We start from the raw sequence: 24,311 nt of genomic DNA, 5'->3' as shown, positions 1-24,311 counted from the left end.
GATGAGTCCGCCGCCACTATCCCTGTTGGGCCGACGGCGAGGCGTGAATGCCTGCTCCGCCGCCTGAGCGCACACAGTACCATCGTCGAAGCCCCGCCCAGGCAGTGCAGCGGCGATAATTCGGCTTCCCCCGTCACACGCTGTGCCGCACATGTCCGACGAACGCATCCTCAACGCGCCGCTGCGCGACCGCCTGGTCTCTGCCGAGGCCGCTGCTGCGCTGATCCAGCCCGGCGAAACCGTGGCGATGAGCGGCTTCACCGGTTCGGGTTATCCCAAGGCAGTGCCGATGGCGCTGGCGCAGCGCATCGAAGCGGCGCACCTGCAGGGCGAGGCGTTCCAGATCAAGCTGATGACCGGCGCCTCCACCGCGCCAGAGCTCGATGGCGCGCTAGCCAAGGCCGACGGCATCGCCATGCGCATGCCGTTCCAGTCCGACCCGGATGCGCGCCAACGCATCAATGCCGGCACGCTGGACTACATCGATATCCATCTGAGCCACGTTGCCCAGCACGTGTGGTTCGGCTTCTACGGGCAGATCGACACCGCGGTGGTGGAAGTGTCGGCAATCCGTGCCGACGGCAGCCTGGTGCCGTCCACCTCCATCGGTAACAACAAGACCTGGCTGGACCTGGCCAGGAAAGTGATCATCGAGGTCAACGACTGGCAACCGGCCGGCCTGGATGGCATGCACGATGTGTATTACGGCACCGCGCTGCCGCCGCACCGCAAACCCATTCCGCTGCTGCACGGCGACGACCGCATCGGCGAGCCCAGCCTGCGCTGCGACCCGGACAAGATCGTGGCCGTGGTACGTACGCATGGCCCGGACCGCAACAGCCCGTTTGCCGCCGCCGATGACAGCAGCGAGCGCATTGCCGAACACCTGATCGCCTTCCTGCGCCACGAGGTAAGCAAAGGCCGGCTGCCGGCGAACCTGCTGCCGCTGCAATCGGGCGTGGGCAACATTCCCAATGCGGTGCTGGCCGGCCTGGCGCGTAGCGGTTTCCGCGACCTGGAAGCCTTCACCGAAGTGATCCAGGACGGCATGCTGGCGCTGCTGCGCGATGGCGTCTTGCGTTATGCCTCGTGCACCGGTTTTGCGCTCAGCCCGGAAGGCAATGAAGAGTTCAAACGCAACATCGATTTCTACCGGCAGCGCATCGTGATGCGCACGCAGGAAATCTCCAACCATCCCGAGCTGGTGCGGCGGCTGGGCTGCATCGGCATGAACGGCATGATCGAGGCCGACCTGTACGGCAACGTCAACTCCACCCATGTCATGGGCAGCCGCATCATGAACGGCATCGGCGGCTCCGGCGATTTCGCGCGCAACGGGTTCCTGTCGATCTTCCTCAGCCCCAGCATCGCCAAGGCCGGCAGTATTTCCTCAATCGTGCCGATGGTCAGCCATGTCGACCACACCGAACACGACGTCTCAGTGATCGTCACCGAACAAGGCCTGGCCGACCTGCGTGGCCTGACGCCCAAGCAACGTGCACGCCAGCTGCTGGAGCACTGCGTGCATCCGCGTTACCGCGACGCGCTGGAAGACTACGTCGCACGTGCCAATCGCGACAGCTATGGCAAGCACACGCCGCATCTGCTGACCGAAGCATTGGCGTGGCACCAGCAGTGGCTGGAGACTGGAGATATGTTGAGGTGATTCGGGAATCGGGAATCGGGAATCGTTAGTTTCAGCCGCTCTTTGCGGCGCGATCAATGTGTTGCACGAACTTCAACTTGGGCCGGTGCTTTGCCGTAGATACTTGGCCACGCCGCAGCCTTAGCGGCTCGCATCATGGGTGTCGTCGCTTTTCGCAAGACGCATGAATCATGCTGTGGCAATGCAAACTGTCTTGTTGTTGCTGTTGCTGTTGCTGTTGCTGCTGTTGCTGCTGTTGCTGCTGTTGCTGCTGTTGCTGCTGCTGTTGCTGTTGCTGCTGCTGTTGCTGCTGCTGTTGCTGCTGCTGTTGCTGCTGCTGTTGCTGCTGTTGTTGCTGTTGCTGTTGCTGTTGCTGCTGCTGTTGTTGCTGTTGTTCATGCGCTGAAGCTGTGAAGTGCGGCGCTGTCCGCGATGCCGTAGCTAGATGGCGACGCGCCTTCTCTTCGGGAAGTGGCGCGGCATACGGACGCTGCGCTGCAGCTCCGCTGTTGTCGGTGTGCACGCACAGCACAGAGCGCAACATGCGATTGCCACACCTGGCATTTAACGCTTCCCGAACTTCATTGCTGGCGTTGCCACGCTGCGACATCGCGCTGGCACGTGCGTCGCGGATAACGTTCCTGCCCGCTCGTCACCGGCGGCAGGACGCCCCTCTCTCCCCTCCTGCCGCCGGTGGCATCGGGTTATCACTGGGTGGTTTGCAATCCGTCGGGCCGGCTCCCTGTGCCGGCCCGGCGTTCTTGTTTTAGAACGCCATCGACCAACACTAGTGTGCTCACCGTCAGGCCGCTCGATACGTTTTGTTGGCCGCTCGTGCCAACGAGATTATCGCGACCGACGTCAACGCCGCCGGCGTGGCAAGCACTTGTTTGGATGTGCTGCGCTTGGATGCGCCGCGTTTTTTTTGTGTTTTGCGCTGTGAATATTTCGAGCGCTGCTTGACGATGTCGAACCATGATTGTGCTGCACTTTTGATGTGCTGCACTCAAATGTTCTGGGCTTTGACTCTGTTACACATGCGCACTTGTTGCGACGTCAGGTCAGTTGCAGGCACACGACTTGGAATGGCTGTCTTCCGCCGTACCCTCACTCCAACCCCTCTCCCGACGGGAGAGGGACTTTATCCCTTCTCCCACCGGGAGAAGGTGGCGCGGAGCGCCGGATGAGGGTGCGGGCGAAGCCTCGTATTCTCACGCCACTGCCTCAACGATCACGCAGCCTCGGCAACCCGCCGCGCACGACGTGCACGCACCGCACTCGCCAGGCGCTCCAGCACCTGCAGCGAGGTGTCCCAATCCAGGCAGCCGTCGGTGATGCTCTGGCCGTAGGTCAGCGTGCCGCCCGGCACCAGTTCCTGCCGGCCGCCGACCAGGTGGCTTTCCACCATCACGCCAACGATGCGCGTCTCGCCGCCCTCCAGCTGCGTGGCAATGTCGTCGATGACCTTGGGCTGGTTGTCCGGGTTCTTGCCGCTGTTGGCGTGGCTGGCGTCGATCATCAGCCGCGCCGGCAACCCGGCCTTGTTGAGCACCTGGCTGGATGCTTCCACATTGGCCGCGTCGAAGTTGGGCTGCTTGCCGCCGCGCAAAATCACATGACAATCCGGGTTGCCCGCAGTGGCCGCCACCGCGGTGTGGCCATCCTTGGTCACCGCCAGGAAATGATGCGGATGCGAGGCCGCGCCCACCGCGTCCACGGCAATCTTGACGTCGCCACCGGTGCCATTCTTGAACCCCACCGGGCACGACAGGCCGGAGGCCATTTCGCGATGCACCTGGCTTTCGGTGGTACGCGCGCCGATCGCGCCCCAGGCCACGAGGTCGGCGATGTACTGCGGCGAGATGATGTCGAGAAATTCAACGCCAGCCGGCAGGCCGAGGTTATTGATATCCCGCAGCAAGCCACGCGCCACGCGCAAACCCTTGTTGATCTGGAAACTGCCATCCAGGTCCGGGTCGTTGATCAGGCCCTTCCAGCCGATGGTGGTGCGCGGCTTTTCGAAGTACACGCGCATCACGATTTCCAGCGCATCGCCGAACTGCTCACGCAAGGGGCGCAGACGCTGCGCGTACTCCATGGCAGCCACAGGGTCGTGGATCGAACAGGGGCCGATCACCACCGCCAGGCGGTCATCGCGCCCGTGCAGAATCTCGTGCAGGGCGGCACGTGCGTTGGTGACGGTCTCGGAGGCGCGCTCATCGCAGGGCAGCAGCGACAGCAGCTGCGAGGGCGGGGTCAACGGTTCGATCTTGCGGATACGCAGGTCATCGGTCAGCGGCGGCATAACGTTGTCTCGGGTCGGCGGTGCATCAGGGAAGCCAGGCGAGGCGGCAACAAAAAAGCCGCCAGTGTGCGCTGGCGGCTTTTCGGGAATGCTGCTGAAGTTTCCTTCAGGGTGAGCGCACTCCTTCCTCCGCCAGCGGCATCGGAAAACCGTAGTACCAAAAATAAAATTGGCTGCGGGGTGCGTTCATGGGATGCATTGATAACACGCACGTTTCGGGCGTGCCACTGTTTCATCGGCAACGGAACCCTGATGCGGCGTGCGTGCGCTGGCGGTTCCGCATGCATGCAACGGCGCAGTTTCCGACCACTGGTGAGACAGAAGCCGGCGCAGGCGTTGCGCGGCAAGGGATTGTCGACGGGCAGCCTGGCGCCGCAACAGTGTGCTTGGATTGCATGGCTCGATCGATGCGATGCAGACAAACAATGGCTAACGCAGGCGTTGGTGGCGGCAACGCTTCTGCTTGCATCATCCGGGTGAACGCGCGGTAGGATCAGCGCGTCACCCACACGGACGTGCCGCCATTCGCATGCATTCCTGGAGTCTTTTGATTGGCCTTTGCGTCGCAGGGACCAGCGGGCTGCTGGCTGCGGCGCCCGCTCCGACGCAGGCACAGACGCACCAAATCCCGTTAACCCTGCAGGGCAAGCACCCGCGTGTGCAGGTACAGATCGTCGGCATCGCGCGGCCCTTGAGCTTTGTGGTGGATACCGCGGCCGGTGCCACCGTGCTGGATCTGTCCGTGGCCGAGGCCGCGCAGGTCATTGACCGCGCGCAGCACGACAATGTGATCCATGGGGCCGGCGGCAGCAGCGCGGCGCCACAACGCACGGGTAGCCTCGATCTACAGACAGGCAGCCTGGCGTTGAAAGCCAGCCTGATGGTGACCGACCTCTCCGCACTGGGCGGCAAGGCCGGCACCGGCATCGACGGCATTCTGGGCAACGACATCCTGGGCCGTTTCGACACCCGCTTCGACCTGCCCGCCGGGCAGCTCACGTTGTCGCCGCCCGGCACGCTCGACACGCGTGGCTGCATTGCCAATGCGCTGCCCGATCGCCCGGCGATGCTGCAGCGCTTCGGCATCGTGCAGGCGCAGCTGCAGGGCGATACGGGCACGCCGGCGGAGGCACTGGCCATCATCGATACCGGCGCGGCGCAGAGCGTGCTCAATACTGCGGCAGTCCGTGCGCTGGGTCTGGCCGAGGGCGATGCGCGGCTGCGCCCGCGTGCCACCGGCACTCGCGGGCTCGGCGCAGCCAGCGTGCCGACCTGGTTGTATACCTTGCCGTCGCTGCGCATTGGCACGTGGTCGCACGGTGCAGGCGAGGTCCGCGTCAGCGATCTGCCGGTGTTCAAGGTGATGCAGCTGCACACGCGCCCGGCCGTGATTCTGGGCATCGATCTGCTGCGCGACACGCCAGTGCAGATCCCTGCTGGCGCGCGCCTGGTGTGCCTGGGCAACGGCACTACCTGAGACGGCAACTGCTGTGCGGCCACTGCCACGGCTGATGCAGAGGCTGCGCGTAGCTGCCTACCCTCTTTTCCTGCAAGCATGCATCCTGAAAATGCTGCTCAACTCAGTTTCATCGCGTGCATGAAAGCACGCGGCCAAACATCGCGCGCTTAACTCAGCTGCACAGCTGTAGATGCCATGCGATTGCGGCAGTCGCAACGTCGCGCAACGCCGCCCCACACAACTCCCCAATCCCTAATAACGAATCCCGTTGCGGCGCTCGCCAACGCGAGACTCCAACCGCCAATCCCACCGCAACCGCATCCGTTTACGCACTCCGGCCATCCTCCATGCCACGCCATCGCGACGTAGCATGGAGGCGCTCACCGCAACTCAGAACGTAAACACATACTCCGCCGCCACTTCGCGGCCGATCGGGTTGAACAGCGTGGTGTTGTAGAACCCGTAGCCGTAGAAGCGCTCCTTGTTCTCGTAACCCACCTCGTTGAACACATTGTTGACGTAGAAGTTGACCTTGGCGTGGTCGGTGATCTTGTAGCCGGTGCTCAGGTTCCAGTAGATCGCCGGGCCCACGCGGCCGAAGTAGCGCTTGCTGGTTTCACCCAGATGCACGTTGGCGGTATCGGTCACCAGGCATTCGTCGGCGGCGCTGGGCTGGTAGCCATCGTCGAAGCGTGCGCAGGTGCCCCAGTTGACTGCACGCATCGAACCGAGCCGGCGGAAATACACCGTCCAGTCCCAGGCGCCGCCGTTGTCCCAATGCACGCTGCCACGCACGCGGCTGCGCACGCGTTCGTCGCGGCGGTTTTCGTCGCTGTCTGTGCGGTAGATCTGCTCGCGGTAGGCGATTAGGGTGTTGTAGTCCAGCGACAACTGGAAGTTGCCCCAGCCGGCGGTGCTCAGGCGGTACTTCAGCGATGCATCGATGCCGGAGGTTTCCATCTGCGCCAGATTGATCGGGCCGCGCTCGATGCTGGCGATGGTGCCGTCGGCATTGCGCAGCACGCGCGAGGTGATGGTGTCGCAATAGCCTGCCCCGCCCGGATTATTCCAGGCGCCGCCGCTGACGGTGGTGCCGGTGCGGCAGCCGGCTTCGGCCGACAGGATCTCGTCGCGATCCAGATCCTTGATCATTTCCTCCAGTTGGATGCGGTAGTAATCCACGCTCAACGACAGGCCTTGCGCGATATCCCACACCACGCCGCCGGTGAACGAACGCCCGGTTTCCGAGCGCAGATCCGGCGTGCCGCGGCGGTTTACATCCACGGTGTAGTAGATGTTGCTGTTCTCGTCGTTGCAGCTGCCGGTCAGATACGCGCCGGAGGAAATGCAGCGGTATTGGTCGATCACCGTCTGGTTGGTGGAGCTGGGTTCGCCGAGCACGTAATGCATGTCCGGTGCGCGGAAGCTGGTGGCCAGCGTGCTGCGAAACAGCAGGCTATCGATGGGCCGCCACTCCAGGCCGGCGCTCCAGGTGGTGTCACTTTGCGTGCCGACTTCGGTCTGCACCGCCGAGGAGCGGTAATTGCCATAGCGGTCGTACCGGCCGGCGATGTTGGCGCTCAGCGTGGACAATAGCGGGATCTGCAATTCCAGCCCGGCCGAACTGCGCAGGCGTTCGCCGCCGCCGCTGTCGACAACGTCCACCGGGTAACACTCGTTGGCGCACGGGTCAGGCGACAGTTGGTAGCCCTGCTTGGCCACTTCGGCCACGGTGGCAAAGCGGATCGGCCCGGCCCAGCCCTGGAACAGATCGCCACTGAGACTGAAAGCGGCCTGATTCACCCACGAATAGGCCGAGTTGTGCGACTTCACCACCAACGAATCGTATTGCTCCGAAGACAGCGGCGCGTACCAGCGCGCGGTGTTGACCGCATAGATGGAGCTGCCATCGGCGGCGGTGCCCAACGGGCTGCCGAGGAAATAGTCGGTAGCGCGCGCGGTGTCCACGGTGCGCACGTATTCGTCCACGGTGTAGCGCGAGCGGCCCACGCTCAGTTCCCAATCGAAACGGTCGGCCCACACGCCGCGCAGGCCAGCGCTGAGGTCCCAGGATTGTTCCTTGTTGTAGTTGGCCAGGCGGTCCCAGCCACCGGCCTCGCGGCGCGTCATCTGGCGAATCGCATACAACGAGCGGCCGGTATCGGCATCCTGGAACGGGCCCAGATACGCGTACGGCGGGTCGTAGGTCCAGCGGCCGATGCTGCGGTTGGCCGAGAACGTGGCCCAGGCTTCGGTGTGCTCGCCGAAGCGCCAGGTGCCGTAGAGATACGCCGAATAATCTTCGCTGCCGGTGACCAGGCCCCAGTCCGCGTAATCGCGCGCCATGCCGCAATAATCGCCGGCGTTGGTGAGCGCGCCGGTGTTCTGGTTGTAGCTCAGCCGCGAGGCATCGACGAATTCGCCACCGAAGCGCGCGCAGGTGCCCGCTGGCGGCGCCAGGCGTTCGTTGGTGTTGGCATCGACCAGGCTCAGGCCGGTGAACGGGTTGAACCCGTACAGGCGGTTTTGCCCGGTCCAGTTGGAATAGGACATGTCGTCCGAATCGTCCATCTGTGCACGGTCGCGCCCACTCAGTGGGTCGCGCCGGGTCGCCTGCAGCGCGTAGGTCAGGCTCCAGTTCTCGCCGGTGCGGCCACCGGCCCAGGACACATCGAAACTGTCGCGGCCGCCCTCGGTGGCGGTGCCTCCGCGCAGGCGCACCTGGTCGCCCTGGTAATCGCGCTTGAGGATCACGTTGACCACGCCGGCCACGGCATCGGAGCCGTAAATTGCCGAAGCGCCGCCGGTGAGGATCTCGATGCGCTCCACCGCGGCGGAGGGAATATTGCTGTAGTTGGAGAAGTTGCTTTCGCCGCCGTAGGGCAGTGGGTAGTCGGCCACGCGGCGGCCGTTGACCAGCAGCAGCGTGCGCCCCGGGCCGAGGTCGCGCAGATTGATCGGCGAGGCATTGGGCGTGTGCGAGCCCCACTGCGTGTCGGCTTCCACCGAGCCTTGTTGATTCATGCTGTTGAGCACGTCGTAGACGGTGGCGAAGCCTTCCTGCTGGATCTGTTGCGCGGAAATGGTGACCACCGGCTGCGCACCTTCCACCTGGGCCCGCTTGATGCGCGAACCGGTGACGCTGACGGCGTCCAGCGTGGAGGTGGCACGCGGGCTGTCCGCGTCGGTTTGCTGAGCGCGGGCCGGTTGCACGGCGGCGCCCAGCGCGAGCGAGAGGGAAATCGACAAGGCAAGACGATGACTGCGGCAGTTCATAAGATCCCCGGGAGAAAGCCGGACAATGCCGGCGTGGCGTGCTGCTGCAATGACGCCTGCGAGCGATGCACTGCATCGCCGCCCCTGTCCGATGGCCCCCCGACCGCTCGGCGCAAGCGCCTGCCCAGCGACGCTAGGGCGGCGATGACATCGGTGTCAACACCCTGTCATGCAAGTGTGATCTGTTTCGCGCTCTGCGGTATTTCGGGCGGCTGTACACGGTTGGGGCCGCGAGTGGATTGCGCGGTTCCTGCTGTTCACTGCCCAATTGAACGCATCGCACGGCGTAGGAGCGCCCTTGGGCGCGATGGGGTGTTACCGGTAATGCTTCTTCGCGCGCAAGCGCGCTCCTACCGGGTCATGGCTTCTGCATGGCTATGTGCGGATAGACGCAGAGTGCGTTGCTCAACGAGATGATCGTGGGCGCTTTTAGGGCAAGCGTTCTTGCCATCAAGTAGCTGTTGCTGCGGGCGCTGAGCGATGAGCAGTAGGCGTGGCTTCTCACGCAACCTCATCGGCGCGGCGTGCCACCTTCCTTCGATGCAGACAGGACGTCATTGGCCAATTGCAACGCCGCGCGCTTCGTAGGAGCGCCCTTGGGCGCGATGGGGCGTTACCGGTAAGGCTTCCTCGCGCGCGAGCGCGCTCCTACCGGGGCATGGCTTCTGTGTGGGCTATCGGCGATCGGCCGGCGAAGGGGCTTCTCTGGACGACACGATCGTGGCGCGTGCACGGCATGACCGTCATGCACGCCTCTCCCCGCTCGCTCCCTAAACCAAATACCTGCGGAACCACGCGATCGTGCGGTCCCAGGCCAGCGTGGCGGCGGCCTTGTCGTAACGCGGGGTGGAATCGTTGTGGAAGCCGTGATTGGTGCCGGGGTAGACATGGGCCTCGTAGGCCTTCTGCTGCGCCTTGAGCGCGGCCTCGTAGGCTGGCCAGCCGGCGTTGACGCGTTCGTCCTGCGCCGCGTAGTGCAGCAGCAAGGGCGCACGGATGCGTGCGACCTCCTCGGCGGTCGGTTGGCGGCCGTAGAACGGCACGGCGGCCGCAAGCTCCGGATACGCCACAGCGGCGGCATTGGCCACGCCGCCCCCGTAACAGAACCCGGTGATGCCGACCTTGCCGGTGCTGCTCTCGGGCCGCATCAGAAATTCCACCGCAGCGAAGAAGTCATTCATCAGCTTGGTGGGGTCGACCTGCTGCTGCAGCGCGCGGCCCTTCTCGTCGTTGCCGGGATAGCCGCCAACCGAACTCAAACCATCGGGCGCCAATGCGATGAAGCCGGCCTTGGCCACGCGCCGCGCCACATCTTCGATATAGGGATTCAGGCCGCGGTTCTCGTGCGCCACCACCACACCCGGCACCGGTGTGGTCACCTTGGCCGGGCGCACCAGATAACCGCGCACCTGTCCATGGCCATTGGGCGAGGGATAGGTGGTGTACTCGGCCACGATGTCCGGGTCGGTGAACTCCACTTGCGTGGCGAGCGCGTAGTTGGGGCTCAGCGATTCCAGCAATGTGGCCGCACTCAGCCCAGCCACCGCGAAGGCCGCAGCACGATCGAGAAAGTCGCGACGGCTCAGCGTGCCGTGCACATACCCGTCGTACAGCGCGAGCAGATCGGGATGAAACTCCTGAGCGGTCAGACGGCGCATGGCGTTCTCCTGGATGACGAGGTGTGTGCACGTACGTACGCGGGCGGCGCGCATCGAAAGCCGCATGGGGAACATGCACGACACGTTCGGCCGAGCATGCCGCCGTGCCCGCAGGGCTGCAAGCACGCCTGCGCTGCATGCGCGGCCACAACCGTTAGCGTCACGCCCCCCCGCAGCGAGCCGCCGCTCACTGCTGCCACACCTTCTGTGCATCACCAGCACCATCGGCGTCAGCACGACACCCGCGCTGTCCGATTACCATCTCGCCGATATTCGGGTGCATCGGCCAACACGCTTCGGTGGTCCTCATCAGCAGGGCGCGAACGCGTTTTCTACCGCGCAAGCGCAGCCCATCAGTGCAGCCACGGCCATAAAAACGCCGCTTCTCGTCGGGATTTTTTTTGATGCAACAGGCAAGTGGCTCGAGTCGCACTCCGCTTCACTCATGCGCGCCCGCGCGACCACGCCACCGCCAGCAGGCATCACCAGCTCGCCCCACTTCACTGCATCCGCGACCACGGCATCTGTGGCGATCATCAGCACGGCGCAAACGCGTTTTCCACCGCCCAGTCGCAGTGCGCAACTCCAACCGCAGCCCATAAAAAAAACCCCGCCTTTCGGCGGGGTCCTTTTTTGAAGCAACAACCAGTGGGGCTGGATCAGAAATCCATGCCGCCCATGCCGCCCATGCCACCGCCGGCCGGCATCGCCGGCTCGTCCTTCTTCGGTGCATCGGCCACCATGGCTTCGGTGGTGATCATCAGGCCGGCGATCGAGGCTGCGTTCTGCAGCGCCGAACGGGTGACCTTGGTCGGGTCCAGGATGCCGAATTCGACCATGTCGCCGAACTCGCCGTTGGCCGCGTTGTAGCCGTAGTTGCCGGTGCCTTCCTTGACCTTGTTCAGGATCACGGACGGCTCTTCGCCGGCGTTTGCCACGATTTCGCGCAGCGGGGCTTCCATGGCGCGCAGAGCGATCTGGATGCCGTGGGTCTGGTCTTCGTTGGCACCGGTCAGGTTGCCGACGGCCACCAGCGCACGCACCAGGGCAACACCGCCGCCCGGGACAACGCCTTCTTCAACGGCTGCACGGGTGGCGTGCAGGGCGTCTTCGACGCGTGCCTTCTTTTCCTTCATTTCGATTTCGGTCGAAGCGCCGACCTTGATCACTGCAACGCCGCCGGCCAGCTTGGCCACGCGTTCCTGCAGCTTCTCGCGGTCGTAATCGGACGAGGTGTCTTCGATCTGGGTCTTGATCTGGCCAACGCGGGCTTCGATCGTGGCCGAATCGCCGGCGCCGTCGATGATGGTGGTGTTCTCCTTGGAGACCTGCACCTTCTTCGCGCGGCCGAGATCCTTGATCGTGGCCTTTTCCAGGGCCAGACCCACTTCCTCGGAGATCACGGTGCCGCCGGTCAGCACGGCCATGTCTTCCAGCATCGCCTTGCGACGGTCGCCGAAGCCCGGTGCCTTGACGGCCACGACCTTGACGATGCCGCGGATGGTGTTGACCACCAGCGTCGCCAGGGCTTCGCCCTCGACTTCTTCAGCGACGATCAGCAGCGGCTTGCCGGCCTTGGCCACGCCTTCCAGCACGGGCAGCAGGTCACGCACGTTGGAGATCTTCTTGTCATGCAGCAGGATGAACGGGTCGTCCAGATCGGCCGACTGGCTCTGCTGGTTGTTGATGAAGTACGGGGAGAGGTAGCCGCGATCGAACTGCATGCCCTCGACCACGTCCAGCTCGTTTTCCAGGCCCGAGCCTTCTTCAACGGTGATCACGCCTTCCTTGCCGACCTTCTGCATCGCTTCGGCAATGATGTTGCCGATCGACTCGTCCGAGTTGGCCGAGATGGTGCCGACCTGGGCAATCGCCTTGTCGTCGGTGGTGGGCTTGGAGATGTTCTTCAGCTCGATGACGGCGGCCTTGACGGCCTGGTCGATACCGCGCTTGAGATCCATCGGGTTCATGCCGGCGGCCACAGCCTTGGCGCCTTCGCGGATCAGGGCCTGGGCCAGCACGGTGGCGGTGGTGGTGCCGTCGCCAGCATTGTCGTTGGTCTTGGAAGCCACTTCCTTGACCATCTGCGCGCCCATGTTCTCGAACTTGTCAGCCAGTTCGATTTCCTTGGCGACGGAGACGCCGTCCTTGGTGATGGTCGGCGCGCCGAAGCTCTTCTCGAGCACGACATTGCGGCCCTTCGGGCCCAGGGTTGCCTTCACGGCATTGGCGAGAACGTTGACGCCACGCACCATACGGGTACGCGCATCTTCACCGAAACGAATGTCTTTAGCAGCCATTAGTTGAAACTCCGGAAATTGGGAATGGGGAATGGGGAATCGGTCAATCAAAGGCGGATATCGGGGCTGGGTGGGATGGCGAGGGCGTTGGCCGCTCTACCGATTCCCGATTCCCCACTCCCGATTCCCGGCGCATAGCGCCTGATCAGCCGATGACCGCCAGGATGTCGTCTTCGCGCAGCACCTTGTACTCGACGCCTTCGGACTTGTAGCTGCTGCCGGCGTACTGGCCGTAGATGACCTTGTCGCCAACCTTGACCACCGGCGCGCGCAGGCTGCCGTTGTCCAGGGGCTTGCCGGCGCCGATGGCGACGACTTCACCCTTGGTGGACTTTTCCTTGGCGGAGTCCGGGATCACGATGCCGCCGGCGGAAACTTCGTCGGCTTCGATCGGCTTGACTACAACGCGGTCGTGAAGCGGCTTGATGCTCATAGAGAAAGACCCTCTTAAGTGATTGATTGGTCTGGAAATTATCGGCGATGTTAGCACTCGTATGTGACGACTGCCAGCACAGCGCGCGGAAAAAACCCGACAAAGCGGGTGCGGGCCAGAGATTGTGCTGGGCGCGCGGCTTTCAAGGGCCAGGCGCAAAATTTTTTCGCTGACGCACCCATGCGCGGTGACGAAATGGAACCAGGTACCAACGATTGTCATGCGTTGGTTCTACAGTCGGGACCGCATTCCCCGATCACAAGGAGCTGTCGATGAGGTTGCCGTCCCGAGTTGTGTTCCTGCGCTGCGCGCTCCCCCTGGCCTGCGCCGTGGCGCTGGCCGTTCCCTCCGCGCACGCGGCGGTGTTCATCAACGAACTGCACTACGACGACGCGGGCGCCTCCGGCGACAGCGGCGAAGGCGTGGAAGTGGTGGCCACCGCCGGCGAGTCGCTGAGCGGCTACCGCATCTATCTCTACAACGGCAGCGCGCCCAGCGCGGCGGTGAGCTACGCCAACACGGCGGTACCGGCCGGCAGCGTGGTCAGCTGCGGCAGCCAGGTGCGCATCGCCACGGTCAGCTACGCCAGCAACGGCGTGCAGAACGGCCCCAACGACGGCCTGGCACTGGTGGACCCGAGCGGGCAACTGGTGCAGTTCCTCAGCTACGAAGGCGCCATCACCGGCAGCGGTGGCCCGGCCGCCGGCGTCACCAGCCAGAACCTGCCGGTGAGCGAGAGCAACAGCAGCGCGGTGGGCAGCTCGCTGCAATTGACTGGCACCGGCAGCAGCGCGGCCAACTTCAGCTGGGCCGGTTCGTCGGCGCAGACCTTCGGCGCCTGCAACCGCGGCCAGACCTTCAACGGCAGTGGCGGTGGCGGCACCACCGGCGCACCCACCATCACCAGCACCACGCCCACCCAGGGCGCCACCGGTTTCCCGGCGGCGGGCGACCTGACCGTGGGCTTCAGCGAGGCGGTCACGTTGAGCAGCGGCGCGTTCGCGCTGAGCTGCGCCAGCTCCGGCACGGTGGCGCTGAGCTACCCGACGACTGGCACCCGCTTCACCCTGTCCACCAATACCGCCCTGGTCGGCGGCGAACGCTGCACCCTGGCCATCACCGCCAGCGCCATCCGCGACGCCAGCGGGCTGAGCCCGGCCGGCAATCAGTCGATCGCCTTCACCGTGGCCACGGCCAGCGGCGGCGGCACCGGCTACTACTCGCGGGTGAACACCACCAGCCCCAGCCAGCTGCGCTGCTCGCTCAACGCCACCATCCGCGGCCACACGGTCTACCCGTACAGCGGCACCGGCACCAGCACCTGGACCATCCTGGAGATGGCCGACGAGGACCCCAACAACAGCGGGCGGATCCTGGACGCCTATCGCAACCGTAGCTACGCCAAGGTCAGCGACCGGGCCGGCACCGGCAGCGGGCTCACCTACAACCGCGAGCACACCTGGCCCAACTCGCTGGGTTTCGGCAGCGCCACCGGCGACCGCGGCCTGCCGTACGCGCCCTACACCGATACCCACATGCTGTATCTGACCGACACCACCTTCAATGCCGACCGCGGCAACAAGCCTTATGCCGCCTGCACCAGCAGCTGCGGCGAGCGGGTGACCGAGGTCAACGACGGCAGCGGCGGTGGCAGCGGGCGTTACCCGGGCAATTCCAACTGGGTGCGCACACCGGACGGCAATGGCGGCACCTTCGAGGTGTGGGGCCGGCGCAAGGGCGACATGGCGCGCGCGGTGATGTACATGGCGATCCGCTATGAAGGCGGCACTGACGCGGCCACCGGGCAGTCCGAGCCGGACCTGGAGCTCACCGACGATCGCAGCCGGATCGTGCAGACCTCGGCCTCGTCGGCCTACATGGGCCTGCTGTCCACGCTGCTGGCCTGGCACCAGGCCGACCCGCCGGACGACGCCGAACGCGCTCGCAACCAGGTGGTTTTCAGCTTCCAGGGCAACCGCAACCCGTTTGTGGATCACCCGGAATGGGCCACCTCCAGCCTGTTCACCTCGGCCAAGCCGGCCAGCTGCCAGCTGGCCAACTGATCCATCCCGCCCCGGCGCGCACTGCGTCGGGCCGGTGCGGTGTGCGCCCGGCGGCCAGGGTTCCGCCGGGCGCGCCTCACTGGAACATCGCGGAAGCGTGCCTGGCGTAGGGCCGGCTGGGGGTTACGTCGCCGGTTCGAAGTGCAAGGGTGTTTTGCTGGGCGACGCAGCCCGCCTTGTCATCGTTTGTTGAGCACAGCGGCGGCGGCCTGGTCTTCGGCACACCAAAGCACGCATCCATCCAAATGCAATCTCCTCGACGGCCTGACTACCAAGGTCAGGTCTCGCCAGCAGCGCAATACCCTGCTTCGGCAGATGTATGCGCCGCCTGAGTTGCGCCCTAGCCGGCATCGCCGCGCTGACCGTCGGGCCGACAATGCCCTGGCGTCCGATGAAGCATCGATCCCGGTTGCCCAGCCAGGACCCCAGGTCGCGTGCCCCCGGCCCCACATCGCCCCGCTCCACTACCAACCTGCCAACGCCCGGGCGTCCCCATGCTGAATCAAGCCCCCGATCGCGCACGAAGCGGCGGCGCCGTGCCGGAAGGCGCGGTCGATCCCCCGCAATTGGGGGATTACACTGCCGTGTCTGATGAGCGCCTCCTCTCTCCATTTGTTGTTCAGCACCTGCCCGGATGCCCAAAGCGCCGATCGCATCGCGCGGGCACTGCTGGAGGAACGGCTGGCCGCCTGCGTCACCCAACTGCCCGGCGCACGCTCGCTGTACCGCTGGAACGGGGCCATCGAGCAATCCACCGAAGTGCAGTTGCTGATCAAGACCTGGGAAGACCGCCTGCCTGACGCCATCGCGCGGCTGCAGGCGTTGCATCCCTACGACGTACCCGAAGCCATTGCCGTGCAGGCCAGCGCCGGCCTGCCGGCCTATCTGGACTGGGTGCGTGCCGAAACCCGCAAGGAATCCTGACGTTCATGAAGTCCCTGTCCCGCTGGATCGCCCGCTGCGCCGTACTGGTCGCGCCCCTGTTCGTCGCCTTGCCACTGCTGCTGACCACGCCACCGGCGCAGGCGGTTACCGAGGCAGACCTGCTGCCGGTGGACCAGGCCTTCGCACTGAGCGCCAAGGCCGATGGACGTGACCGCATCGCGCTGACCTGGAAGATCGCCCCGGGTTACTACCTGTACCGGCATCGCATCAGCGTCAAATCCGGCCAGGGCTTCACCGCCGGTGCGCTGGATCTGCCTGAAGGCGAGAGCAAGCACGACGAATTCTTCGGCCAGGTGCAGACCTACCGCACCGCGCTGCAGGCCAGCCTGGCCGGCAAGGCCGCGCCCGGCCAGCGCAGCGCGATCCTGCAGGTGCAATACCAGGGCTGCGCCGATGCCGGCGTGTGCTACCCGCCGCAACGCCGCGAACTGCGCGTGGACCTGCCCGACGCGCCAACCGCCGCTCCGCCGCGCGAAAGCCTGGGCGCGCTGGTGCCGCGCGGCCCCAGTGGCGCACGGCTGTTCGGCGCGCCCGGCCAGACCGCTGGCGTGGACGCCCTGCCGCTGCCGGCCGACCAGGCCTTCAACTTCGAGGCGATCGTCGGCGACGGCAACAGCCTGTTGCTGCGTTTCACCCCGGCCCCCGGCTACTACCTTTACCGCGACCGCACCTCGCTGTCGCTGGAAGGCACCAGCGACATCCGCACCGGCCTGCCGCGGTGGCCGCAGGGCCGCACCCACCGCGACGAGCACTTCGGCGATGTGGTGGTGTATTTCGACCAGGCCGAAGTCACCCTGCCGCTGCTGCGCGACCGCCCCGATCCGGCCCGCGTGACGCTGGTGGCCACCTTCCAGGGCTGCCAGTCCGATGGCATCTGCTACCCGCCGATGACCCGGCGCGTGCGCCTGGACCTGCCGGCCGGCACGGTGTCGCCGCACAACCAGGCCACTGCCACGCCGCTGCTGATCTCGCCGCTGTCGGCCGGTGAAGTGGCCGCCGAGCGCGCGGCGCCAGCACCGCCTGCAGATGCCGCACCTGGTCCCGACGCAACGGCCGGCAACCCGGAGCGCAGCCGCCCGCCGCACCTGGAGCGCAACCTGCTCGCCATCCTGCTGCTGGCGCTGGCCGGCGGGCTGGTGTTGAACCTGATGCCCTGCGTGCTGCCGATCCTGTCGCTGAAGGTGCTGGGCCTGGCCCACAGCGGCGAGAGCCGCAACCACGCGCGCAGCCACGCCATCTGGTATTCGCTGGGCGTGCTGGTGTCCTTCGCTGCGATCGGCGGGCTGGTGATCGGCCTGCGCGCTGCCGGCCAGGCCGCCGGCTGGGGCTTCCAGCTGCAGCAGCCGTGGTTCGTGGCCGCGCTGGCCTACCTGATGTTCGCGGTGGGCCTGAGCCTGTCGGGCGTGTTCACACTGGGCAGCAACCTGGGCGGCATCGGCCAATCGCTGGCCGCGCGCAACGGACCGCTGGGCGACTTCTTCACCGGCGTGCTGGCCTGCGTGGTCGCCAGCCCGTGCATTGCACCGTTCATGGGCACTGCGCTGGCGTATGCGTTCACCGCACCTGCGCCGCTGGCGATGCTGGTATTCCTGACCCTGGGCCTGGGCCTGGCGCTGCCGTTCCTGCTGATCGGTTTCATCCCCTCGCTGGCGCGGCGGCTGCCCACGCCCGGCGCCTGGATGGAAACGCTCAAGCAGGTGCTGGCCTTCCCGATGTACCTCACCGCGATCTGGCTGCTGTGGGTACTGGGCAAGCAGCGTGGCGTGGATGCGCTGGCGCTGATGCTGGTCGGCGCCACCTTGCTGGCGCTGGGCCTGTGGTGGTTCGAGCGCAGCCGCTGGAACAGCCATCGCCTGGGCATGGGCCTGGCCGCGGCGATGCTGGTGCTGGCGATCGTGCCGGTGGTGGCGGTCACCCGCCTCAGCCTGCCACGCGCCACCGCCGCTGAAGGCAGCGTCACCTACACCCCCGAGTTGCTGGACCGCCTGCGCGCAGACAACCGCGTGGTGTTCGTCAACATGACCGCCGACTGGTGCGTGACCTGCAAGGCCAACGAAAAGAACGTGCTGAGCAGCACCGACTTCCGCGACGCGTTGCGCCGCGTGGATGCGGTCTACATGAAGGGCGACTGGACCAACGTCGACCCGAAGATCAGCGCCTTCCTCGACCAGCACCAGGCGGTCGGCGTGCCGCTGTACGTGGTCTACGGCCCCGGCGCACCGCCGGCGGTGCTGCCCACCGTGCTCACCGGCGCCATCACCGAAGACGCGCTGCTGCGCGCAGCGCGCTGAGGCCTCGGCCAAGCAGTACTGACAGCCGCTGCGCACGGCGTGACACGTTTCCCAGTGACCAGCTGAGTGCCATCGCGTCATTGCGTGTGGGTGGCCGCTAGATAGCGGCGCGGTCTACCGCGCTACTTCAGTCGGCCACGCGTTTGAACAGCCGGCACCTGCATTGCTGCCATTGCTGCCATTGCTGCCATTGCGCAGCAATCTGCGCTGAGTGATGCGCTGCCGCGCCCAGCACGATCAGGTCTCAAGCCTCAAGCCAAACGCACTGCCCCAACGCGTTCGCACGGTGAGCCCTGGAATGCCATCGCTCCGTGCGCCTAGGCCCCCCATAACTGGCACGCGCGGTCTGTGGCGCACGCTGACGCTGGTCGGCAACAGATTTGCCCTGACGCGTGCCATCGGGTCGCGAAACGCTGCCCCAGCGCGCTCGCACTGCGCGTGTTTGGAGGTCATCGCTTCAGCGCCTGGACTGCCAACAGCTGGCAGGCGCGGTCTGTGGCGCCAATTCGGTCGGCAACGCACCCGAACACCCCACACGTGCTCTGCTGCCATCGGGCGGCAATCTGCGCGCATTCGCACGGTTCGCCGACACGGAAGACTGGATACTCCAGGTGCGGTCTCGGTGCAGCGCCTGAGGCCACATGCGCGTAGCGAACTGCAACGCGCCCGCGCCAGCACGCTGCGCACCAGCGCTACATGCGCGGCGCAGCCCGCCAGTCCACGCTTGGTATGAGGTGGCGCAAGAATCAAACGATTGTTTAAAACATCGATAACTTCGCCCATCTGGACAGCATCGCCTGCATCGCGCAGACTTCCGGCCTTTCCGCTCTTCCGGATGTCATGGCCCACCTGCTGCTGCTGCACGGCCCCAACCTCAACCTGCTCGGCACTCGCGAGCCGGAGGTCTACGGGCGCACCACGCTGGCGCAGATCGATGCGGCGCTGGTGGACCGTGCGCAGGCGGCCGGGCACACGTTGGACTGCCTGCAGTCCAATGCCGAGCACGTGCTGGTGGAGCGCATCCACGCCGCGCGCGAAGACGGCACTGCCTTCATCCTGATCAACCCGGCCGCCTTCACCCACACCTCGGTGTCGCTGCGCGATGCGCTGCTGGGTGTTGGCCTGCCGTTCGTGGAAATCCATCTGTCCAACCCGCACACCCGTGAGCCGTTCCGGCACCACAGCTATCTGAGCGACAAGGCCGTCGGCGTGATCTGCGGCTTCGGCGCCGACAGCTACCGGCTGGCGCTGGAAGCGGTGATCGCGCGCCTGGAGCGCGACAGCTGACGCGCACTTCGCGCCAAACCCACCCCATTCCGCCGGCACCCGCCGGCACTCTCCACCGATTCACCTCAAGAGGCCCTTATGGATCTCCGCAAAATCAAGAAACTGATCGACCTGCTCGAAGAATCCAATCTCGCCGAAATCGAGATTAAGGAGGGCGAAGAAAGCGTGCGTCTGGCCCGCGTGCCCAAGGGCACCCAGGTGATGAGCGCCCCGATGCAGCAGTACGCGCCGGCCCCCGCCGCGCCCGCACCGGCGGCCACCATGCCCATGCAGTCGCCCACCGAAGCCTCCACCGGTGGCGCCAAGCAGGGCGCCGCCTTGCCGGAAGGCCACGTGCTGCGCGCGCCGATGGTCGGCACGTTCTACACCTCGCCCTCGCCGGACAAGCCGGCCTTCGTCACCGTGGGCCAGCAGGTCAAGGCCGGCGAGACGCTGGCGATCATCGAAGCGATGAAGATGTTCAACCCGATCGAAGCCGACATCTCCGGCACCATCGTCGCCGTCCTCAGCGACACCGGCCAGCCGGTGGAGTTCGATCAGCCGCTGTTTGTGATTGGCTGATTTGCCGGGAATCGGGAGTGGAGAATCGGGAATCGGCACAGCGGCCTCACGAACGTCTGGACGCTTGGCGTGATTCCATGGAGCTCGTCGAAATGATCTACCGGCTGACCGAGGTATTTCCCGACCAGGAGCGTTACGGCCTGACTGCGCAGTTGCGCCGCGCAGCCGTCAGCATCCCGTCGAACATCGCCGAAGGTGCGGCACGACGCTCCACTCCCGATTACTCCCGTTTTCTATCCATCGCACGTGGATCGCTTTCCGAACTGGACACGCAAGTCCAGATCGCCGCCCGACTGGGTTACAGCCGCAGTGAAGATGACCAGATCGTCCGCCGTCAGGTCGACCTGGTGTTCGCCAAGCTCACCGCACTGATGAACGCCCTACGCAGACGTGGAGCCGCCTGATGCCCGCATCTACCCATTCCCCATTCCCGACTCCCTATTCCCATGCTCGATAAAGTCGTCATTGCCAACCGAGGTGAAATCGCGCTGCGCATCCTGCGCGCGTGCCACACGCTCGGCATCCGCACGGTCGCGGTGCACTCCACGGTCGACCGTAACCTCAAGCACGTGGCCATGGCCGACGAGTCGGTGTGTATCGGCCCGGCCGCCTCCAGCGACAGTTACCTCAACATCCCGGCGCTGATCGCCGCGGCCGAGGTCACCGACGCGCAGGCCATCCACCCCGGCTACGGGTTTCTCTCGGAAAACGCCGATTTTGCCGAGCGGGTGGAAGAATCCGGCTTCATCTTCATCGGCCCCAAGGCCGACACCATCCGCCTGATGGGCGACAAGGTCGAGGCGATCCGCGCGATGAAGGCCGCCGGCGTGCCGTGCGTGCCCGGCTCGGGCGGCCCGCTGGGCGATGAGATCGTGGCCAACACCAAGATCGCGCGCGAAATCGGCTACCCGGTGATCATCAAGGCCGCCGGCGGCGGCGGTGGACGCGGCATGCGCGTGGTGCATTCGGAGGCCGCGCTGAAGGCGGCGATCGAAACCACCAAGTCCGAAGCAAAAGCCGCTTTCAGCAACGATCAGGTCTACATGGAGAAGTTCCTGGAGAACCCACGCCATGTGGAAATCCAGGTGCTGGCCGATGGCCAGGGCAACGCCATCCATCTGGGCGAGCGCGATTGCTCGATGCAGCGCCGTCACCAGAAAGTGGTGGAAGAAGCGCCGGCACCGGGCATCACCGAAGAACTGCGCGCTGAAATCGGCAAGGTGTGCGTGGATGCGTGCATCCGCATCGGTTACCGCGGCGCGGGCACCTTCGAATTCCTGTTCGAAGGCGGCCGGTTCTACTTCATCGAAATGAACACGCGGATCCAGGTGGAACACCCGGTGACCGAGCGCATCACCGGCATCGACCTGGTGTGCGAGCAGCTGCGTATCGCCGCCGGCCACAAGCTCAGCATCAAGCAGAGCGACATCGTGTTGCGCGGGCATGCGATCGAATGCCGCATCAACGCCGAAGACCCGGAAACCTTCATGCCCAACCCGGGCCTGATCACTGCCTTCCATCCGCCGGGTGGTCCTGGCGTGCGCGTGGATACGCACATCTATGCCGGCTACAAGGTGCCGCCGAACTACGACTCGATGATCGGCAAGCTGATCGTGCACGGGCCGGACCGCGAGACCGCGATCGCGCGCATGCGCGTGGCGCTGAGCGAGATGGTGGTGGACGGCATCAAGACCAACATCCCGCTGCAGCAGCGCATCATGCGCGACAAGGGCTTCCAGGCCGGTGGGCAGAACATCCACTACCTGGAAAAGCGCCTGGCCGAGCGCAAGAACAAGTCCATCGCGCTGGTTTGATCGCAGTAGCGCTGGCCAAAAAAAGGCGGGGAAACCCGCCTTTTTCGTGTCGTGTGCGCCGGGAGCGTGGTGTTCAAACTGCGGGGCCGCGGCATTACGCCGGCGCGTTATCTGGCGAACGACTTGCGCGTCACGTCTACGCGCCGAACCGTGTGACCGGCTTCATCGCGTGAAGCGCGTCGCGTGCGCGGCCATGCGTCTGTGCTGCGTGGCGAACGATCTGCGCGTCACGCCTGCGCGCCGAACTGCGTGACCGGCCTCATCGCATGGAGCGCGTCGCGTGCGTGACCATGCGTCAGTGCTGCGTGGCGAACGACCTGCGCGTCATGCTTGCGCGCCGAACTGCGTGACCGGCTTCATCGCATGGAGCGCATCGCGTGCGTGGCCATGCGTCAGTGCTGCGTGGCGAACCACCTGCGCGTCACGCCTGCGCGCCGAACTGCGTGACCGGCTTCATCGCATGGAGCGCTTCGCGTGCGTGGCCAGGCGTCAGTACTGCGTGGCGAACGATCTGCGCGTCACGCCTGCGCGCCGAACTGCGTGACCGGCTTCGACATGTAGAGCGCATCGCGTGCGCGGCCATTGGCCGCTCGCACGCGCAATCGCGCATCACTGCACATCCGCGGCACTCAACGGCGCTTTGCTGCCGGTTGCTGGCTACCCGGCACCGGCACCGCGCCGCTGGGCGAGGATGGGTCGACCACGGTCATGGTTTCGGTGGAGCCATCCGGCCACACCACCTGGAACGTGGCGCCGGCCGGCAGCGAGGCGAACGGCATGCCGCTGCTGGCGCGATACACCGCGGCCACCTGGCTGGCGCCGTGCTGGCGCAGCTGCGCGTCGGCACCGACAGTGATGCGCTTGACCGACAGCGGCTGGTAGCGGTGATCGGCGGTGTCGATCATCACGATGCCCACCGCTGCGGCCGAATACGCCACGAACAGTGCCACCCAGAACCAGAACTTGGCGCCGTGCGCCAACCGACGATAGTTCATGACTGTGTCTCCGACCGCGTTACGAGTGTATCGACCATCTCATCCACCTTGTCTGCTCCCTGCCGCGGCACCGCGGCATCGAATACGAACGACACGAAATCCTGTGCGCTATCGCGCGAGCAGATGCCCGCGTTGGCGCAATAACTGGTGACCAGCGTGCTTTGCGCGCTGCAATCCAGGCCCAGCCGGCACGCAGCGACCTGCCAGGCCAGCTCGGCGAACTGATCGCCCGCCACATAACCGTCCAGGCTGTCATCGCCACTGGCGCGCGCGCCCATCGCCGGCGCCAGCGCCAGATACGCTTCCGGGTCGCGCGAGGCCAGCACGCGCTGCACCAGCGCGCGCTTGTAGCCGGGCGTGGTCTGCAAGGGTTCGCCCAACGCAAGCATGGCCGCTTCCGCAGCGAGGCTGCCGGCACGCGCGGCGGCCTGACGTTGCTGGGCCACCACGCGCGGGCTCAGCCCATCGCTGGGCGCAAAGCCGGCGCAGCGCTGCGCCACACGTTCGCGTGCGGCGTGCATGGCGGCCACGCCGGGCGCGGGTTGGGTGGCGATCCAGGCGCTGTCGGCCGCGTAGCCAGCCGGGCTGACCGCATAGGGGGCGCAGTAGTCGTAGACCCGGCTCAGGCGCCAACCGGCCTGTGCGTCACCGGCGCGCACTTGTTGCTGCAGCTGCTGCGCGTAGCGGTAGAGGTCCTGCTGCGGCTCGCCTGCGGTGCCGCGCGCCAGCTGCAACGCAGCGCTGCGCTCGGGCACCGCGTGCGGCTGGCCGACTGTGGGTGCGACGTGCGCAGCCGCGGTCTCCACGACGCCCGCTGTCTGCGGACGCGCCTGCCACCACGCCGCCGCAAGCGCGGCGGGAGCGAGCAACAGCCAGAGATGGCGGGCACGAACGAGCGGCATGGACGGCAACAGGCCTGGCGCGGGAACGTCCCGCAGCGACGGCGCGGAGTCTATCACCGGCGCTGATGCGGGTCGGCGCTGAAGCGGGCGCTAGCGCTTTTGTGGGAATCGGGAATCGGGAATCGGGAATCGGGATTCGGGAATCGGGATTCGGGAATCGGGAATCAGCGATTTGGGATTTGGGATTTGGGAGTTGGCGATTTGGGATTCGGGATTCGGGATTCGGGATTCGGGATTCGGGATTCGGTGATTCGGTGATTCGGTGATTCGTTCCATCCACATGATCGGTGCGAAGCGGGCCACACACGCAGAAGGCTGCTGCTCTCCTTACCCTCGAACAAACACGTGCAGCCGCAGACAACGCGTTTCCCAGCGCA

19 protein-coding genes are annotated in these 24,311 nt (G+C 65.6%); 10 read left to right on the top strand and 9 right to left on the bottom strand.

All coding sequences use genetic code 11. The annotated features are described in order from the left end of the window. Positions 1 to 151 precede the first annotated feature (151 nt). On the top strand, positions 152 to 1,666 hold the full coding sequence (locus QRM60_RS08885) for an acetyl-CoA hydrolase/transferase family protein (protein WP_285445999.1): 1,515 nt from the start codon (positions 152 to 154) through the stop codon (positions 1,664 to 1,666). Between the two features lie 181 nt (positions 1,667 to 1,847). Continuing rightward, complete coding sequence (locus tag QRM60_RS08880) at positions 1,848 to 2,051, top strand: hypothetical protein (RefSeq protein ID WP_285445998.1); 204 nt, start codon at positions 1,848 to 1,850, stop codon at positions 2,049 to 2,051. Between the two features lie 396 nt (positions 2,052 to 2,447). Here the strand turns inward: QRM60_RS08880 and QRM60_RS08875 are convergent, their stop codons facing one another. Continuing rightward, positions 2,448 to 2,651, bottom strand: coding sequence for a hypothetical protein (locus tag QRM60_RS08875; RefSeq protein ID WP_153065454.1), 204 nt, complete (start codon positions 2,649 to 2,651; stop codon positions 2,448 to 2,450). Between the two features lie 225 nt (positions 2,652 to 2,876). Then, positions 2,877 to 3,950 carry a 3-deoxy-7-phosphoheptulonate synthase gene (locus tag QRM60_RS08870; protein ID WP_070689544.1) on the bottom strand — a complete coding sequence of 358 codons (1,074 nt, stop codon included), beginning with the start codon at positions 3,948 to 3,950 and terminating at the stop codon, positions 2,877 to 2,879. Positions 3,951 to 4,608: 658 nt separating this feature from the next. Here QRM60_RS08870 and QRM60_RS08865 point away from each other — a divergent pair. After that, positions 4,609 to 5,427, top strand: a complete 819-nt coding sequence (locus QRM60_RS08865; RefSeq protein ID WP_285445997.1) for a pepsin/retropepsin-like aspartic protease family protein — start codon at positions 4,609 to 4,611, stop codon at positions 5,425 to 5,427. Between the two features lie 372 nt (positions 5,428 to 5,799). Here QRM60_RS08865 and QRM60_RS08860 read toward each other — a convergent pair whose 3' ends face one another. The 5 genes from QRM60_RS08860 to QRM60_RS08840 all read right to left on the bottom strand — a co-directional run bounded on the left by QRM60_RS08860 (position 5,800) and on the right by QRM60_RS08840 (position 13,076). Further along, positions 5,800 to 8,685: a TonB-dependent receptor gene (locus tag QRM60_RS08860; RefSeq protein WP_285445996.1), complete on the bottom strand. Its 2,886-nt coding sequence runs from the start codon at positions 8,683 to 8,685 to the stop codon at positions 5,800 to 5,802. A gap of 770 nt (positions 8,686 to 9,455) precedes the next feature. After that, a complete protein-coding gene (gene yghX / locus QRM60_RS08855; protein ID WP_285445995.1) occupies positions 9,456 to 10,343 on the bottom strand; it encodes a YghX family hydrolase in 888 nt (295 codons plus the stop codon). Between the two features lie 309 nt (positions 10,344 to 10,652). After that, positions 10,653 to 10,886, bottom strand: a complete 234-nt coding sequence (locus QRM60_RS08850; RefSeq protein ID WP_285445994.1) for a hypothetical protein — start codon at positions 10,884 to 10,886, stop codon at positions 10,653 to 10,655. 116 nt (positions 10,887 to 11,002) lie between these two features. Further along, entirely contained in the window at positions 11,003 to 12,643 is a 1,641-nt protein-coding gene (gene groL / locus QRM60_RS08845; RefSeq protein ID WP_011035771.1) for a chaperonin GroEL, read from the bottom strand. 145 nt (positions 12,644 to 12,788) lie between these two features. After that, on the bottom strand, positions 12,789 to 13,076 hold the full coding sequence (locus QRM60_RS08840; RefSeq protein ID WP_003483210.1) for a co-chaperone GroES: 288 nt from the start codon (positions 13,074 to 13,076) through the stop codon (positions 12,789 to 12,791). A 272-nt stretch (positions 13,077 to 13,348) separates the two neighbouring features. Here QRM60_RS08840 and QRM60_RS08835 point away from each other — a divergent pair, with 272 nt between their 5' ends. The 7 genes from QRM60_RS08835 (at position 13,349) to accC (ending at position 22,037) form a co-directional block, all read left to right on the top strand. Then, positions 13,349 to 15,139, top strand: a complete 1,791-nt coding sequence (locus QRM60_RS08835) for an endonuclease (RefSeq protein WP_285445993.1) — start codon at positions 13,349 to 13,351, stop codon at positions 15,137 to 15,139. A 591-nt stretch (positions 15,140 to 15,730) separates the two neighbouring features. Next, on the top strand, positions 15,731 to 16,063 hold the full coding sequence (gene cutA, locus QRM60_RS08830) for a divalent-cation tolerance protein CutA (RefSeq protein ID WP_115571981.1): 333 nt from the start codon (positions 15,731 to 15,733) through the stop codon (positions 16,061 to 16,063). A gap of 5 nt (positions 16,064 to 16,068) precedes the next feature. Continuing rightward, positions 16,069 to 18,375: a protein-disulfide reductase DsbD gene (locus QRM60_RS08825; protein ID WP_228418638.1), complete on the top strand. Its 2,307-nt coding sequence runs from the start codon at positions 16,069 to 16,071 to the stop codon at positions 18,373 to 18,375. An 840-nt stretch (positions 18,376 to 19,215) separates the two neighbouring features. Further along, a complete protein-coding gene (gene aroQ, locus QRM60_RS08820; RefSeq protein ID WP_115571983.1) occupies positions 19,216 to 19,662 on the top strand; it encodes a type II 3-dehydroquinate dehydratase in 447 nt (148 codons plus the stop codon). A gap of 78 nt (positions 19,663 to 19,740) precedes the next feature. After that, the gene (accB, locus tag QRM60_RS08815) at positions 19,741 to 20,223 is read left to right on the top strand and encodes an acetyl-CoA carboxylase biotin carboxyl carrier protein (RefSeq protein WP_011035766.1); all 483 of its coding nucleotides are present in this window, start codon (positions 19,741 to 19,743) and stop codon (positions 20,221 to 20,223) included. Positions 20,224 to 20,300: 77 nt separating this feature from the next. Further along, entirely contained in the window at positions 20,301 to 20,627 is a 327-nt protein-coding gene (locus tag QRM60_RS08810; protein ID WP_238152258.1) for a four helix bundle protein, read from the top strand. A 42-nt stretch (positions 20,628 to 20,669) separates the two neighbouring features. Continuing rightward, on the top strand, positions 20,670 to 22,037 hold the full coding sequence (gene accC, locus QRM60_RS08805) for an acetyl-CoA carboxylase biotin carboxylase subunit (RefSeq protein WP_014509173.1): 1,368 nt from the start codon (positions 20,670 to 20,672) through the stop codon (positions 22,035 to 22,037). Between the two features lie 629 nt (positions 22,038 to 22,666). Here accC and QRM60_RS08800 read toward each other — a convergent pair. Both QRM60_RS08800 and QRM60_RS08795 read right to left on the bottom strand, forming a co-directional pair. After that, positions 22,667 to 23,032, bottom strand: coding sequence for a hypothetical protein (locus tag QRM60_RS08800; protein ID WP_011035763.1), 366 nt, complete (start codon positions 23,030 to 23,032; stop codon positions 22,667 to 22,669). Then, entirely contained in the window at positions 23,029 to 23,934 is a 906-nt protein-coding gene (locus QRM60_RS08795) for a hypothetical protein (protein WP_115556882.1), read from the bottom strand. Before QRM60_RS08795 ends, QRM60_RS08800 begins: the two co-directional genes overlap by 4 nt. Positions 23,935 to 24,311: the final 377 nt, after the last annotated feature.

This window comes from Xanthomonas sp. fls2-241-TYG-148 (assembly GCF_030208815.1).
In the GTDB taxonomy this organism is placed as follows: domain Bacteria; phylum Pseudomonadota; class Gammaproteobacteria; order Xanthomonadales; family Xanthomonadaceae; genus Xanthomonas; species Xanthomonas campestris.
The sequence above is the reverse complement of the archived record's forward strand: the minus strand, read 5'-3'. Positions and strand labels throughout refer to the sequence as shown.

Excerpts from the sequence above, each read along its gene's own strand:
- QRM60_RS08885 (WP_285445999.1), top strand. The coding sequence starts at position 152 with ATGTCCGACGAACGCATCCTCAACGCGCCGCTGCGCGACCGCCTGGTC.
- QRM60_RS08880 (WP_285445998.1), top strand. The coding sequence starts at position 1,848 with ATGCAAACTGTCTTGTTGTTGCTGTTGCTGTTGCTGTTGCTGCTGTTG.
- QRM60_RS08870 (WP_070689544.1), bottom strand. The coding sequence starts at position 3,950 with ATGCCGCCGCTGACCGATGACCTGCGTATCCGCAAGATCGAACCGTTG.
- QRM60_RS08860 (WP_285445996.1), bottom strand. The coding sequence starts at position 8,685 with ATGAACTGCCGCAGTCATCGTCTTGCCTTGTCGATTTCCCTCTCGCTC.
- yghX (WP_285445995.1), bottom strand. The coding sequence starts at position 10,343 with ATGCGCCGTCTGACCGCTCAGGAGTTTCATCCCGATCTGCTCGCGCTG.
- groL (WP_011035771.1), bottom strand. The coding sequence starts at position 12,643 with ATGGCTGCTAAAGACATTCGTTTCGGTGAAGATGCGCGTACCCGTATG.
- QRM60_RS08840 (WP_003483210.1), bottom strand. The coding sequence starts at position 13,076 with ATGAGCATCAAGCCGCTTCACGACCGCGTTGTAGTCAAGCCGATCGAA.
- QRM60_RS08835 (WP_285445993.1), top strand. The coding sequence starts at position 13,349 with ATGAGGTTGCCGTCCCGAGTTGTGTTCCTGCGCTGCGCGCTCCCCCTG.
- cutA (WP_115571981.1), top strand. The coding sequence starts at position 15,731 with ATGAGCGCCTCCTCTCTCCATTTGTTGTTCAGCACCTGCCCGGATGCC.
- QRM60_RS08825 (WP_228418638.1), top strand. The coding sequence starts at position 16,069 with ATGAAGTCCCTGTCCCGCTGGATCGCCCGCTGCGCCGTACTGGTCGCG.
- aroQ (WP_115571983.1), top strand. The coding sequence starts at position 19,216 with ATGGCCCACCTGCTGCTGCTGCACGGCCCCAACCTCAACCTGCTCGGC.
- accB (WP_011035766.1), top strand. The coding sequence starts at position 19,741 with ATGGATCTCCGCAAAATCAAGAAACTGATCGACCTGCTCGAAGAATCC.
- QRM60_RS08810 (WP_238152258.1), top strand. The coding sequence starts at position 20,301 with ATGGAGCTCGTCGAAATGATCTACCGGCTGACCGAGGTATTTCCCGAC.
- accC (WP_014509173.1), top strand. The coding sequence starts at position 20,670 with ATGCTCGATAAAGTCGTCATTGCCAACCGAGGTGAAATCGCGCTGCGC.
- QRM60_RS08800 (WP_011035763.1), bottom strand. The coding sequence starts at position 23,032 with ATGAACTATCGTCGGTTGGCGCACGGCGCCAAGTTCTGGTTCTGGGTG.
- QRM60_RS08795 (WP_115556882.1), bottom strand. The coding sequence starts at position 23,934 with ATGCCGCTCGTTCGTGCCCGCCATCTCTGGCTGTTGCTCGCTCCCGCC.